The sequence below is a fragment of the Mycolicibacterium arenosum genome, assembly GCF_024320865.1.
In the GTDB taxonomy this organism is placed as follows: domain Bacteria; phylum Actinomycetota; class Actinomycetes; order Mycobacteriales; family Mycobacteriaceae; genus Mycobacterium; species Mycobacterium arenosum.
In genome coordinates this window covers 167,844-180,360 of the sequence record NZ_JANDBD010000009.1, presented here as the reverse complement: position 1 = coordinate 180,360, position 12,517 = coordinate 167,844, and the positions used below count along the sequence as shown (strand labels likewise).

Genomic DNA, 12,517 nt, shown 5'->3' with positions numbered 1-12,517 from the left:
GACCGGCGTCGTGACGGTCACGCGTTCTGCGTGAAGCGCGCCGCGTCGGCCCGCTTCGCGAACGTGTCGTTGACGATCGAGCCCAGAGCGTCGTCGACCTGCTGCTGGTCGGGTACGTCACCGAGTTCGACGAAGATCGGGCCGATCTTCTCGAGCACCGCGAGCTGCGCCGGTCCAGGGGTCTGGTCGACGTCGAGATTGGAGCGCTCGCCGATCACGCGTTCGGCTACGGGGGTGTCGATGCCGGCGGTCTCGGCGAGGATCTCCGCGGTCTGCTCGGGGTTCTCCGCGGCCCAGTCGGCGGCCGCGGCGTAGGCGTCGACGACGAGCTGAGCGACGTCCGGTTCGGCCTGCAGGAAGTCCTCCCGCGCGTTCAGGACGCCGAAGCTGTTGAAGTCGACATTGCGGTAGAAGAGCGTGGCGCCGGTCTGCTCGGCACCGGCCATGATCGGGTCGAGACCGGCCCACGCGTCGACCGAACCGTTCTGCAGGGCGGCCCACCCGTCCGCGTGCTGCAGGTTCTGCACGGTGACGTCCTGCGCCGTCAGGCCGTTCGCTTCGAGGGCCTGCAGGAGGAAGAAGTAGGGGTCGGTGCCCTTCGTCGCGGCGACGTTCTTGCCGCGCAGCTGTCCGACGCTGGTGATCGGGCTGCCCTTCGGAGCGACGAGTGCCGCCCACTCGGGTTGGGAGTAGACGGCTATGACCTGGATCGGCGACCCGTTCGATCGCGCGAGCAACGCAGCGGACCCGGCGGTCGAGCCGATGTCGATGGCACCCGCACGTAGGGCCTCGTTGGCCTTGTTGGAACCGGCGGACTGCACCCAGTTGACCTTCAGCCCCTGCGCTTCGAGCCAGCCCTGCTTCTTGATGATCAGGCTCAGCGGGTTGTATGTGGCGAAGTCGATGTCGAGTTCCCGGCCCGCCACCGCGCTGTCACCGTCCGAACCTCGATCACCGCCTTCGCCGGAGACGCAACCGCTGAGAAGCATTGCGGTAACGGCGAATACCGCGCAGAAGGCCCTGCTGAGTTTCATGTGTCGCTTTCCTGATCGGTGCGGATGATGTGAGTGCTTTCGACGCCGAGTCCGCGCAGCAGCCGTGCCCGTAGCTCGGCCAGTTGAGGGGAGCCGCGATCCCGCGGTCGGTCGCCGGGAACGGTCAGCGTCTGGCGGATCGACGCGCCGGGAGTGTCGCCGTCGTAACCCAGCAGGAGAACGCGGTCCGCCAGGTACAGCGCCTCGTCGACGTCGTGGGTGACCAGCAGGACGGTCGCCGGCGTCGCGGCGTGCACGTCGAGTAGGAGGTCCTGCATTCTCAGCCGGGTCAGCGCGTCGAGCGCGCCGAACGGCTCGTCGAGCAGCAGTACTCCGGGCGTGCGGGCCAGCGCCCGCGCCAGCGACGTGCGCTGGGCCATTCCGCCGGACACCTCGCGGGGCCGGTGGCCGGCGAACTCCGTCAGGCCGACGAGTTCGAGCAGTTTCGCCACGGTGCGCCGACCGGCCTCCGCCGGGGTGTTCGGCGGCAGACCCAGTGCGACGTTTCGGGTGATCGAGCGCCACGGCAGCAGCCGCGGCTCCTGGAAGGCGAACGCGCACCGGGAGTCGTAGTCCCGCACGGGGCTGCCGTCGATGCGCACCCTGCCTGCCGAGGGCACGTCGAGACCCGCGGCGATCCGCAGCAGCGTCGACTTGCCGCATCCACTCGGCCCGAGGATCGCGACGATCTCGTGCGGCTCCACGTCGAAGGTGAGTTCGCGCAGCACGGACCGTCGTTCGCCGTCGCCCGCGGTGAAATCCCGGCCCAGTCCGTCGAAGGTCAGCCCGAATGCGGTGGAGACGACGGGGTCCCGCACAACCGGGGCACTCGCGGGCATCCCCGCATGGTTGCCCGCGGGTCACGGGACGTCACGGGTTTACGCCAGCGCGGTTGGAACCGTTGCCCTACTGCTCGGAGGCGTCGTCTCCGTCGACCCCGTCGTCCTCGGTGCTGGGTAGGGCCTGCGCTCCAGGGGTGGCGGGGGTCGACAACACTTCGTCGACGGCGACATCGTCGTTCTCGGGCTGCGTCATCGTGCACTCGTACCCCGCGCGCCGCGGCCGAATCACGTTCGATGACGCAGGTGCAGCAGCGTCCCCACCACGGTGCAGGAACCGATGAGGTCGCCCATCTTCTTCGACTGCTGTTCGGCCAACTGCCAAGCCGGGTGATCCCGGTACCGCGACTCCAGCTCGGCTGCCACGCGGTCGGTGCGCTCCTGCCAGTCCGCGGAACCCGCGCCGAGGTCGACCGCCGGGCACTCGTCGACCTTCTGCAGGTTCGCGCCGCGCACCAGAGTGTCGAGCGTCTCGGTGCTGGGAAACGAATTGCCCTCGGGCTGTCGATCTTTCGGCACGTCGGTGGTGGCGGTGTAGACCAGTAGACCGATTCCTCCGCCGGGTCGCACCACCCTCGACAGCTCACGCAGCAGTCCGAGCTGGTCGGCCATGGTGCAGAGCACTCCCAGCGACCACACCGCGTCGGCGCTGCCGTCTGCGAGCGGTACCGCCGACCCCGACGCCTGCACCACGGGTAGGCCGAAGAGCACCTCGGCGGCACGGCACGCGCCCATTTCGGGCTCGACGAGTACGGGCGCTGCGCCGCGCTGCCGTGCCGCGTACGCGGCCGGACCGCCGATCCCGGCGCCGATGTCGACGAGGACGTCACCGCTGCTCATGTCGACGGCGTCGCACAGCCAGTCGATGGCGGGCGGACTGCCGCTGCCGCGGCACGCCGCGGGTAACGCGTACTCGGGCCCCAGCGCGGTCGCCACCTCCGCGGTCCACGTCGCCACCGTGTCGAACTCGGCCTCCATCGCCCCACTCACGGCAGCGCCCTGATTCGGGCTGCTACCTCGGCCTTGATCGTCGCCCCGACACCCGTGCCGGAGGCCGACGCCGACCCCGACAGGTTCACCCCCTCGACTCCGTCGATCGACAGCAGCGCGCGGGCCTCGTCGACCGCCGCCGTGATACCCGCTTCGATCGGATCCGGCGCGTCGAGCACCGCCGCCACCACGGCGGGGTCGAGTTCGAGACCGGGAAGGCCCTGCAGCACCGCCGCGGAAGGAGCGTCGCTGAACACGGCGACGGCGGCGAGCACGGGGATGCTCAGCCCCGCCGACTGCGCGGCACTCATGAACTCCGCCACCGCCGCGGGCGACGTCACGTGATTGAGCACGGCGATACGCGCGCCCGCTCGTTGTTTCTGCACCAGTCTGATCGGCCTGGCGTGCTGCGGCGGGGCGGTCGGCGTCTCGGGAACCGCCGCGACCATGCCGAGGGATGAGGCGAGCGCGACCAGCCGCGGTCCGTCGAGGTCGAACGTCTGCGTCACGTCGGGCCGTACGTCGTATCCACGGCCGTCGCCCGTCACGCAGAACACCGTCCGCACCCCGATCAGATCCAGGCCCCGCAACTCCTGTTCGAGCACGATGCGGTTGCGGTCCCGGCAGGACAGGGTGATCCACGGCGTGGCTCCGCTGTCGAGGAGCATCCGGCCGATCAGCGTCGGCGGGAAGTCGGGGCGGTTCTGATGTTCGCCCACCAGCACCGCGTCACATGCCGGCGCGAGCGTGGCGGCGACGGAGGCGGCGTCGACCGGGTCCCACGGTGCGCAGCTGAAGTCACTCAGGACGAGCGGGGCGCTCACCGCCGGCGTGTCGGGTGCGGGGGTCGGCCAGGGCACCGCGTCGGGAAAGACACAGGGGCCGGGACGCATCTCACACGCGCCGTCCTGTCTCACCCCACCGCACGGTCCGAACTGCATTCGCTTGGGACAGCCGTCGCTCACACCCGTCCGACTTCCCCCACTGCGGCGGTTCACGCGGGCCGGAGCCCGCTTTCTCGGGGGCGGATGACGCCGCTACCGCCGGTTGCGGCGCCAGATGTCGGTCGTCATCACCGTCGCGAACGCGCACCACAGCGGGTACGGCGCCAGGGCGGCGCCGCTCGCCGGACTGACCTTCGCGGTCCGGCGGGCCAGGTCGGCGCTGCTGGCTGTCAGCGCGGCGGCGGCCACGGCCGAGGCACCGAGCTTGTGCGCCTTGAAGAACAGCCAGCTCCAGCCGGCGTTGAGCACCAGGTTCGTGGCGAGCGCGGCGGTGTAGGAGCGAGCGGCCTGCTCGTCCCCGCGTGCACCCAGGGTGTCGATCGTCTTGCCGCTGGTCACCGCGATGTCGGTGTACAGCGTCGTCCACGCGATCGGGAACACCGCATTCGGCGGGACGTAGGGCGGCTTGTCGATGGTGCGGTACCAGGTGTCGATCGCCGATCGGCTGGCGAGGCTGCCGACGACGGCGGCTGCCGCCGTTCCCAACGAGGTTCCGACCAGTGCACGCATGGGCTCCACCGTAGCCCGCACCAAAGCGCTACACGGTGACGCGTGGCGTGGTTTCGCGCGTGGGGAGAGTCGCGGCGTCGTCGCGGCGCACCTGGCGACGCCCGTCCCTGGTGATCCGGCGAGTGAGAACGCGCTCGTCGCGTTTCGAGACGGAGTGATTTCGCTCGGCGAGCAGGTCGAGCTGCTGCCAGCTGAGTCCGTCGAGTTCACCGTCGGAGTCGTGGGTGGCGATGACGACACCGCCGCGGAGCAACGGCACCGACTTCGCTGCGAAGGAGGTCGTCGCGAGCAGCAGCTCGGTTGCCGGGCGGTTGACCCGCCGCTGGCACTTCCGCGTCGACGGGCTGAACCAGAAGTCGAACTGGCCGTCGGCGCTGGTGAGGCACTGCAGCCCCTGGCTGTGGACTAGCTGGTCGATATCGGCCTTGGTGTAGGCGCGGGTCTCATAAATGGCGCCGTTGGCGCTGCAGTAGAGGACGGTGTTCATGCATCTGATCCATTCGGCTCTTTCGTCGCTGATAGGGCTGCGCCGGCTTGCCAGCGCTGTTACCTGAGTTACCCATGTGACATTTGGGACAAACCTTGATAACGAAGCCGATATTCCCGTTTGAGTCCGTGAAACAGCACGAGATCAGCTGAGAAACGTCGAATAGTCCTGGTGAAAGCGGTTCTCTAGCGGCCGCGCCACTCCGGTTTGCGCTTCTCCCGCCGCGCCTGGAAGCCCTCGACGACGTCCTCGGTCGCGCCCGCGACCTTGCGCATCGTCTCGCCGAACCGCACCGACTCGATCCAGCCCATGGTGGCGGTGCGCCACGCCACCTCCTTGGTGGCCCGCTGCGCCAGCGGTGCGGCTTCGGTCAGCGTGCGCGCCCATTCGCGGGCCGACGCCTGCAGGTCGTCGGGCTCGACCAGCCGCCACACCAGACCGGTCTCCTTGGCGCGCTCGGCGGTGATCGGCTTGCCGGTCAGCAGCAGTTCCATGGCGTCGGCCCAGCGCACCCGCATCGGCAGCCGGATCGCGCCGACGATCGTCGGCACGCCGAGCGACACCTCGGGAAACGCGAACGTGGCAGCGGTGCTCGCAATGACGAAGTCGCAGAACAGAACTCCCGTCACCCCGTAACCTATGCAGGGCCCGTTCACGGCGGCGATCGTCGGCTTGAACAGTTCCATCCCACTCTCGAACGAGTTGATGGTCGGCTTCTCCCAGAACGTGCCGCCGAAGGTTCCCACCGACCCCTCGCCGTCCTTCAGGTCGCCGCCCGCGCAGAACACGTCACCGTTGGCGGTGAGGATTCCGACCCACGCGTCCTCGTCGTCGCGGAAGCGCTCCCACGCGGCGTTGAGGTCGCGGCGCATCTCGCCGTTGATCGCGTTGCGCGCGTCGGGCCGATTCAGGGTGATCGTGGCGACGTGCTCGTCCAGCTCGTAAGTGACCAGGGGCATGTGGCCGATTGTGCGCCTACGCCGTCATCAGGTACTGGGCGCTGCCGACGTAGACGACGCCCGACGGATTCGGGGTGGTCGCCGCCGTGACGATCGCCGCCGCGAAGCCGCCGTCGACCGCGTCGCCCGAGACCACGGTGAACCGGATGCCGGCGCGGCTGAACTCCGAGCGCATCCCGTAGAGCGCGGTCTCGCCTGCGCGCATGCGGGCGGCGTCGGCCGCGTACCCCTTCGGAACCGCCTTGTGCGGGTAGAAGTGCGCCTGATGGCTGGTGACGAAGACGATGTGGCCGCCGATCGGCATCAGGCGCACGGCCCGCTGGGCGAACTCGCGCAACTCGGCGCGGTCGAGCCGCGTCGCCGAGGCGTTCAGCACCAGCGTGTCGAGGCGACCGAACCGGGCCGCGACGTCGTCGATCAGCGCCGCCGCGTCGGAGTCGCCGGCGATGACATGGCTGTGGGTGTCGTCCAGTTGGGCGACGACGTCGGCGCCGACGCCCTGCGACGCACCGGTCACCAGCACGATCCTGGGTTCGTCAACTGTCTGCATGTCGGTTCCTCTCGTCACTGACGGAGCCAACGGTACACGCAACTCTAAGAAAAGTGAGCGCTTCTTAAGGTAACGATAAGAGCACAAGTGAGCTGCGTCACAGCGACGGTAGCGCCCCGGTGAGGTTCGACGGCCGGCACCACAGGGCCACCGCGAGGCCGACGACGGCCGCGACCCCGAAGGCCGCCTGCACGTTGACAAGGTCCGCGGTGCCACCGAGGACGGCCGCCGCGATGGGCCGGGAGCCGAGGAAGCCGACCAGCCACAGCGCCATGATGCGGCCGCGCAGCTCCTCGGGGGCGCGCTCCTGCACGACCGTGCTCAATCCCGTGAGCGCCCAACCGAATCCGAGGCCCGTGACGACGAAACCGACGACCGCGACCGGGGTGACCGACGCGGCCGCCAGCACCACACAGCCCAGCGCCATGCCCCAGAGCCCCACCGCCGACACCACCGCCGACGCGATGCGGCCACCGAGCAGCGCCAGCACCGCCATCCCGACCGCGGCGCCGACGCCGAACGTCGCCGACAGGATGCCGACGAGACCGGCACCGCCACCGAGTTCGTCGGCCATCGACGGAGTCAGCGTGATCGACGGATCGGACACGATGCCGACCGTCGTGACGGCGATGAGCGCGAGCAGCAGAGGACGGTCCCGCCACACGTAGCGGAGCGCCGTCCGCACCCGGTAGTCGGCGCCGAGCCGACGTACCGGAGGCGGTGGGAACCGCACCAAGACCAGGAAGATCGCGAAGACGGCGTGCAGCCCTGCGCTGACGGCGAAGCCGACGGCCGAGCCGAAGTGGGCCGCCAGATAGGCACCCGCCGCGGGCCCGACGATGCGGCCGATCGTCATGGGCATGCTGTTGAGCGCCATCGCCGTGGAGAGTTCGCCGTCCCGGATCAGGTTCGGCACGATCGATTGCATCGCGGGCCCGCCGACGACGAAACCGAACCCGACGAGAAGGGACCCGAGGAGCACCGGCACCGCGGGCGACACGCTCTCGCCCGGATCGGCGAACAGCCACACCGCCACGAAGCCGGACCCCGCGATGCACAGCAGCCGGCCGAGCAGGATTTGCCGCGTCGGATTGCCGGTGTCCGCCCACTTGCCGCTGGTGGGGCTCAGAATCAGCTGCGGCGCGAACTGCGCGACGCCGACCAGCCCGACCATCAGAGCGGACTGGGTCGCGTCGTACATCACGATCGCCGCCACGATGCCGTGCGTCCACACCGCGACGACCGAGAAGATCTTTCCCCAGAAGAGCGCCCCGAACACCGGGTCGAAGATCAACCCGAGCGCACCACGAGGCGGCGTCACGGTCGTCGACTCGAGGGACTGGGCCACGCCTAAATGCATAGTACGTCGATGTTTCATCGATGTCCGTAGCGGTTGCCACCCCGCGCCGGACTACGGGTTTTCCGTGATTCGCGCGCGCTACCGGCGGTGCGACGGTCGTGATGCACGACTTACCACGATTCCGAGAGGCACCCCGATGAACGACGAAGTGCTCCAGAAGCTGATGACCGCGATGACTGTGATCCAGAGCGTGAAGCCCCCGGTGATCCCCGCGGACGCCGACGTGATGACCTCCGTCATCGAGTGGGGGCCGGGTGACACGGGTGCGCCTCCGCACCGGCACCCCGGTGGTCCGTGCTTCGGCTACGTCCTCGAGGGCGAGATGCTCTTCGAACTCGAAGGGGAGGCGCCCAGGGTGCTGAAGGCGGGCGAAGCTTTCTGGGAGCCGGGCGGCGACGTCATCCACTACTCCGACGGCAACAACCGCGACGACGTCCCGCTGCGCTTTCTGGTCATCATGATGTGCACGCCGGGCGAGCAGATGTTCGTGATCGTGGACGAGGACGAGCTCGAAGCACGCCGCGACCGCCGGGTGAGTGCGGCGTGAGAGTCGTCGTCGCCGGTGCGACCGGCACCATCGGGCGGCACGTGCGCCGCACAGCCGTGCGCCGCGGCCACGACGTCGTCGCCCTGTCCCGCGCGTCGGGCCAGGACGTCACGACCGGTGCGGGACTCGTCGAGGCGATGGCCGGAGCCGACGTCGTCATCGACGTCTCCAGCCAGATGACGATGAGCACGCGGAAGGCGAGGGCGTTCTTCACCGCGGCCACTGAAAACCTTCTCGCCGCGGAACGGGCCGCCGGTGTCGGGCACCACGTCGCGCTGTCGATCGTCGGCATCGACGACATCGACACCGGCTACTACGCCGGAAAGCTCGCCCAGGAGCGTGTGGTGGCGTGCGGACCCGTGCCCTGGACGATCCTGCGCGCCACCCAGGTCCACGAGTTCGTCGACCAGGCGGTACAGCAGGGCACCGTCGGCCCGGTGACCGTGGTTCCCACCATGCCGGTCCGGCCGGTCGCCGCGAGCGAGGTGGCCGAGCGTCTGCTCGACATCGCCGAGAGCGGACCCGCCGGCCGGGTGCGGGATCTGGTGGGTCCGCGCGACGAGACGCTGATCGATCTCGTTCGTCGGAGGTTCGCCCACGACGGCACGACCCGACGGGCGATCGGAATATCACTGCCCGGCAGATACTTCCGGTCCTGTGCCTCCGGGGTGCTGCGGGGATCCGACGACAGCGTCCACGGTCGAATGACGTTCGATCAGTGGCTCGGGTCCGAGGCGGTATCACGATGAAGGTCACCGTGGTGGGGGCCACAGGCCAGATCGGGACTCAGCTCGTCCCGCTGCTGACCCGAACCGGTCATCGGGTGGTCGCCGCGTCCCGCGCCTCGGGGGTCGACGCCGCGATCGGCACCGGCCTCGGCGAAGCGTTGCGAGACGCCGACGTGCTCGTCGACGTGCTGAACGCGCCGAGTACGGAGGACGACGCGGCACTGTCGTTCTTCACGGGGACCTCGGCGAACCTCTCCGGTGCGGCGAGGGCGGCCGGGGTGCAGCACTACGTGCTGCTGTCGATCGTGGGCGTCGGGGAACTGCCCGGCGGCTACATGCGGGGCAAGCTCGTCCAGGAACAGACGGTCGCCGCCTCGGGCGTCCCGTACACGGTCGTACGGGCCACGCAGTTCCACCAGCTCACCGACGCGATCGCCGGTTCGCTGATCGTCGACGGGGAGGTCCGCGTGCCCGACGCGATGATCGAGCCGATCGCCTCGGCCGACGTCGTCTCCGTGCTCGCCCGCCTCGCCGGCGAACCCGCCGCCGACGGTGTGCTGGAAGTGGGTGGGCCCGAGCGGATGTCGTTCGCGGACATGGCCGCAGCGGTACTCGCAAGCCGAGGCGAGGAGCTCCCGATCGTCGTGGACCCGGATGCGACGTACTTCGGTATCCCGATTCGGCGGGACAGCCTGGTCACCGGCCCGGACGCGGAACACGGTGCGACGTCACTGCGCGAACATCTTGCGCAGTTCGCGACGTGACCGGATACCCTTCTTCGCGAACACTTTTCGCAGGTGGTACTCGACGGTGTGCGCGCTGATGAAGAGCTGGCCCGCGATCTCCTGGTTCGTCATGCCGCTGCCTGCGAGCTGCGCGATCTGATGCTCCTGTGGGCTGAGGGCGTCTCCCGCCGCGGTCGCACGCTTGCGCGTCTTGGCGCCCGCGGCGAGCAGTTCGCGGCGCGCGCGTTCGGCGAACGCCGCCGAACCCATCCCCGCCAAGGCGTCGTGCGCCGCGCGGAGGTGCTCACGGGCTCTGGTCGTGGCGCGCTGCCTGCGCAACCACTCGCCGTAGATCAACTGTGCGCGCGCCAGATGCGTTGCCTGCTGGGTCCTTCGGAAGTGGTCGATCGCCTCGAGGTAGAGCGTCTCGGCCTGTTCTCCCTCGGCGCGCAGAGCCCGAGACCGGGCCAGAGAGCCGAGGGCGCGATGCGTGCCGCTCGCGAGCGTGCGCTCCGCGAGTCGCGCCAGTGCTGCATCGGCGGTCTCGTGGTCGTCGCAGCGCGCCGCCGCTTCGATCAGCTCGATCAGCAGCTCACTGAAGAAGCCGAGGTCTTCGTACTGGAACGCGGTGCGCGCCGCGTCGAGTGCGGTCCGGTATTCACCCAGACCGTTGTGCAGGATGGCGGCGCCGTAGTTGGCCAGCCCCGCGATCCGGCCCTCGGCACGGGCGGCGCCGGCCTTGAGCGCCGCGGCGATGAGGCGAGTGGCCTCGGCCTCCTCGCCGCACCACGCCGACAGCACCAGCCGGTGGTACTTGAGCGGTGCGTAACCGGTGGCGACCGCCATGTCGTTGGCCTCGGCGACGAACGTTCGCGCACTGTCGAACTCGCCCTTCTCCATGTGCGCGCCCGCCTTGGACAGCAACGCCGAGGGCAGCAACGCGAGTGCGCCGCGTTCGGCGGCGAGCCGGTGGGCGTGCGCCGAGACCACCTCCCAGCCGTCGTCGTCCCACACCTCGTGCACCAGCGACTCGTGGACGATCGGGAACGCGAGCCAGAACCACTGTGCGGCGGCGCCTTCTCCCGCGGTCTTCAGTGAGGCGAGGGCGCGTTGCATCGCGGGCATCGCGGGTGCAGCGCCCAACGCCAGTCGGTCGGCGAGCGCGTGCGCGAGCTCGTCCAGCGGACGGACCGGTGGGGCGACGCTGAATGCGCGGCGGGCGGCGACCGCGATCTCCGTCGCGCGCGACCCCGCGGACCGGCCCACGTACATGGCCGCGGCCATCGCCTCCAGGTAGGCCTCCGTGGCCGACGCGCTGTCGAGAGTCTCCAATCGCCATGCTGTCGAGGCGAAGTCGTCGATCGCCGCGACCAACGCGTCCGCGTCACCGCTCACCCGCGCCGAGACGAAGGCCAACCGTGTCCGCAACTGGTGCAGCCGGGTGCGCTGCACCTCGGTCAGCGGTGCGAGCTCCGCCGTCGCGAGTAGGCTTCGCGCCGAGTCGAAGGATGCGACCTCGCGGTGCGCCTCCGCTGCGTCCAGCGCGCGGGCGGCGCGTCTGGCCGGGTCCGGCGTCAGCTCGACCGCGCGGGTGAGGAAGGCGGCGGCGGCTGCTGTGCCGCCGCGTTGCCGGGCCCGACGTGCCGAGCTCTCGAGCTCGTCGGCGACGACCTCGTCGACCGTCTCGGCGGCGAGCGCGCGATGCCAGGCGCGGCGGTCGGGGTCGACGTCTGGATCGGTGCTCGCCGCCAGCGCCGCATGCGCCGCACGGCGCTCCTCCACGCCGCCCGAGCGGTAGGCGACGCTGCGAGCGAGCGGATGGTGGAACTGCACCCTGGTGTCGATCGTGATCAGCCCGGCTTCTTCGGCGGGGGTGACCGCGGTCGGTGTGAGCCCCAGCCGATCCATCGCCCTGTACAGCAGCGTCGGATCCCCGACCGGCTCCGAGGCCGCCAGGACGAGGAACCGGCGCGACTCCGGGGGGAGCGCCTGCAGCGTGCGCTGGTAGTGCTCCTCGATGTCCGCGACCACCGGACGCCTGTCGGGCCGTTGGTATCCACCCGCGAGATCGACGGCGCTCAGCCCCTTCGGGATGGCCAGCAGCGCAAGCGGATTCCCGCGTGCCTCCGAGACGATGCGGTCTCGCACCGCAGCGTCGAGGCGGCCGGGGTACGCCGACTGCAGCAGGGCGGACGCGTGGTCGTCGGTCAGGCCGCCGACCACGAGAGCCGGTAGGCCGGCGACACCGTCGATCGGGGTGCGCAGGGCGAGCACCAGGCCGACGGGTTCGGCGAGTAGGCGACGCGCCACGAAGCTGAGCGTCTGCGCGGAGACGGTGTCGAGCCACTGCACGTCGTCGACGACGCAGAGCACGGGACGTTCCCGCGACGCCGCGGCGAACAGCCCGACGATGGACAGGCCGACGAGGAACCGATCGGGGGTCGGGGCGGCATCACCGAGTCCGAAGGCGCTCTCGAGTGCCTCGCGCTGCGGTCGCGGGAGCTCGTCGCGCAGCGGGAGAATCGGCGCGCACACCTGATGCAGGCCCGCGTAGGCGAGTTCCATGTCCGACTCGATGCCGACGGCTCCGAGCTGCAGACAATCCGTTGCCGACTCGCGCAGGTAGCCCAGTAGCGCGGTCTTCCCGATGCCGGCCTCGCCGAGGAGGACCTTCACCGCACTGTGGCCCGATCGCACGGTGCCCAAGAGCTCCCGCAGGACCCGGCACTCGGCGCTGCGCCCGGGCAGATCGGTCATCGTGGGCAGTCTTTCACGACGCCACCT

Annotated in this window: 14 protein-coding genes; 3 read left to right on the top strand and 11 right to left on the bottom strand. The window is 70.0% G+C overall.

Annotation, left to right across the window (positions count from 1 at the left end; translation table 11 throughout):
• Positions 1–17: 17 nt before the first annotated feature.
• From NM203_RS21805 to NM203_RS21760, 10 genes are all read right to left on the bottom strand, one after another.
• The gene (locus tag NM203_RS21805; protein ID WP_255062511.1) at positions 18–1,034 is read right to left on the bottom strand and encodes an aliphatic sulfonate ABC transporter substrate-binding protein; all 1,017 of its coding nucleotides are present in this window, start codon (positions 1,032–1,034) and stop codon (positions 18–20) included.
• A complete protein-coding gene (locus NM203_RS21800) occupies positions 1,031–1,762 on the bottom strand; it encodes an ABC transporter ATP-binding protein (RefSeq protein ID WP_255062693.1) in 732 nt (243 codons plus the stop codon). Before NM203_RS21800 ends, NM203_RS21805 begins: the two co-directional genes overlap by 4 nt.
• A gap of 178 nt (positions 1,763–1,940) precedes the next feature.
• Positions 1,941–2,069, bottom strand: coding sequence for a hypothetical protein (locus tag NM203_RS21795; RefSeq protein WP_255062510.1), 129 nt, complete (start codon positions 2,067–2,069; stop codon positions 1,941–1,943).
• Positions 2,070–2,101: 32 nt separating this feature from the next.
• Positions 2,102–2,863, bottom strand: coding sequence for a class I SAM-dependent methyltransferase (locus NM203_RS21790; RefSeq protein ID WP_255062509.1), 762 nt, complete (start codon positions 2,861–2,863; stop codon positions 2,102–2,104).
• Positions 2,860–3,804 carry a methylenetetrahydrofolate reductase gene (locus tag NM203_RS21785; protein WP_308212846.1) on the bottom strand — a complete coding sequence of 315 codons (945 nt, stop codon included), beginning with the start codon at positions 3,802–3,804 and terminating at the stop codon, positions 2,860–2,862. The genes NM203_RS21790 and NM203_RS21785 overlap by 4 nt, the downstream gene beginning before the upstream one ends.
• A gap of 96 nt (positions 3,805–3,900) precedes the next feature.
• A complete protein-coding gene (locus tag NM203_RS21780; RefSeq protein WP_255062507.1) occupies positions 3,901–4,377 on the bottom strand; it encodes a TspO/MBR family protein in 477 nt (158 codons plus the stop codon).
• Positions 4,378–4,405: 28 nt separating this feature from the next.
• Positions 4,406–4,864 carry a hypothetical protein gene (locus NM203_RS21775; RefSeq protein WP_255062506.1) on the bottom strand — a complete coding sequence of 153 codons (459 nt, stop codon included), beginning with the start codon at positions 4,862–4,864 and terminating at the stop codon, positions 4,406–4,408.
• A gap of 185 nt (positions 4,865–5,049) precedes the next feature.
• The gene (locus tag NM203_RS21770; RefSeq protein ID WP_255062505.1) at positions 5,050–5,823 is read right to left on the bottom strand and encodes an enoyl-CoA hydratase/isomerase family protein; all 774 of its coding nucleotides are present in this window, start codon (positions 5,821–5,823) and stop codon (positions 5,050–5,052) included.
• A gap of 16 nt (positions 5,824–5,839) precedes the next feature.
• Positions 5,840–6,373, bottom strand: a complete 534-nt coding sequence (locus NM203_RS21765; RefSeq protein ID WP_255062504.1) for a Rossmann-fold NAD(P)-binding domain-containing protein — start codon at positions 6,371–6,373, stop codon at positions 5,840–5,842.
• 97 nt (positions 6,374–6,470) lie between these two features.
• Complete coding sequence (locus NM203_RS21760; RefSeq protein WP_255062502.1) at positions 6,471–7,721, bottom strand: MFS transporter; 1,251 nt, start codon at positions 7,719–7,721, stop codon at positions 6,471–6,473.
• A 148-nt stretch (positions 7,722–7,869) separates the two neighbouring features.
• On the opposite strand from NM203_RS21760, the gene NM203_RS21755 reads away from it, so the two are divergent.
• The 3 genes from NM203_RS21755 to NM203_RS21745 are packed head-to-tail and all read left to right on the top strand — an operon-like array spanning position 7,870 to position 9,772.
• Positions 7,870–8,280 carry a cupin domain-containing protein gene (locus NM203_RS21755; protein ID WP_255062499.1) on the top strand — a complete coding sequence of 137 codons (411 nt, stop codon included), beginning with the start codon at positions 7,870–7,872 and terminating at the stop codon, positions 8,278–8,280.
• Complete coding sequence (locus NM203_RS21750; protein WP_255062497.1) at positions 8,277–9,029, top strand: SDR family oxidoreductase; 753 nt, start codon at positions 8,277–8,279, stop codon at positions 9,027–9,029. The genes NM203_RS21755 and NM203_RS21750 overlap by 4 nt, the downstream gene beginning before the upstream one ends.
• Positions 9,026–9,772: an SDR family oxidoreductase gene (locus tag NM203_RS21745; RefSeq protein WP_255062496.1), complete on the top strand. Its 747-nt coding sequence runs from the start codon at positions 9,026–9,028 to the stop codon at positions 9,770–9,772. Before NM203_RS21750 ends, NM203_RS21745 begins: the two co-directional genes overlap by 4 nt.
• On the opposite strand, the gene NM203_RS21740 is transcribed toward NM203_RS21745, so the two are convergent.
• Complete coding sequence (locus NM203_RS21740) at positions 9,737–12,490, bottom strand: helix-turn-helix transcriptional regulator (protein ID WP_255062495.1); 2,754 nt, start codon at positions 12,488–12,490, stop codon at positions 9,737–9,739. The two genes, NM203_RS21745 and NM203_RS21740, sit on opposite strands and share 36 nt — an antisense overlap.
• Positions 12,491–12,517: the final 27 nt, after the last annotated feature.

Excerpts from the sequence above, each read along its gene's own strand:
- NM203_RS21775 (WP_255062506.1), bottom strand. The coding sequence starts at position 4,864 with ATGAACACCGTCCTCTACTGCAGCGCCAACGGCGCCATTTATGAGACC.
- NM203_RS21785 (WP_308212846.1), bottom strand. The coding sequence starts at position 3,804 with ATGCAGTTCGGACCGTGCGGTGGGGTGAGACAGGACGGCGCGTGTGAG.
- NM203_RS21745 (WP_255062496.1), top strand. The coding sequence starts at position 9,026 with ATGAAGGTCACCGTGGTGGGGGCCACAGGCCAGATCGGGACTCAGCTC.
- NM203_RS21770 (WP_255062505.1), bottom strand. The coding sequence starts at position 5,823 with ATGCCCCTGGTCACTTACGAGCTGGACGAGCACGTCGCCACGATCACC.
- NM203_RS21795 (WP_255062510.1), bottom strand. The coding sequence starts at position 2,069 with ATGACGCAGCCCGAGAACGACGATGTCGCCGTCGACGAAGTGTTGTCG.
- NM203_RS21755 (WP_255062499.1), top strand. The coding sequence starts at position 7,870 with ATGAACGACGAAGTGCTCCAGAAGCTGATGACCGCGATGACTGTGATC.
- NM203_RS21805 (WP_255062511.1), bottom strand. The coding sequence starts at position 1,034 with ATGAAACTCAGCAGGGCCTTCTGCGCGGTATTCGCCGTTACCGCAATG.
- NM203_RS21740 (WP_255062495.1), bottom strand. The coding sequence starts at position 12,490 with ATGACCGATCTGCCCGGGCGCAGCGCCGAGTGCCGGGTCCTGCGGGAG.
- NM203_RS21765 (WP_255062504.1), bottom strand. The coding sequence starts at position 6,373 with ATGCAGACAGTTGACGAACCCAGGATCGTGCTGGTGACCGGTGCGTCG.
- NM203_RS21780 (WP_255062507.1), bottom strand. The coding sequence starts at position 4,377 with ATGCGTGCACTGGTCGGAACCTCGTTGGGAACGGCGGCAGCCGCCGTC.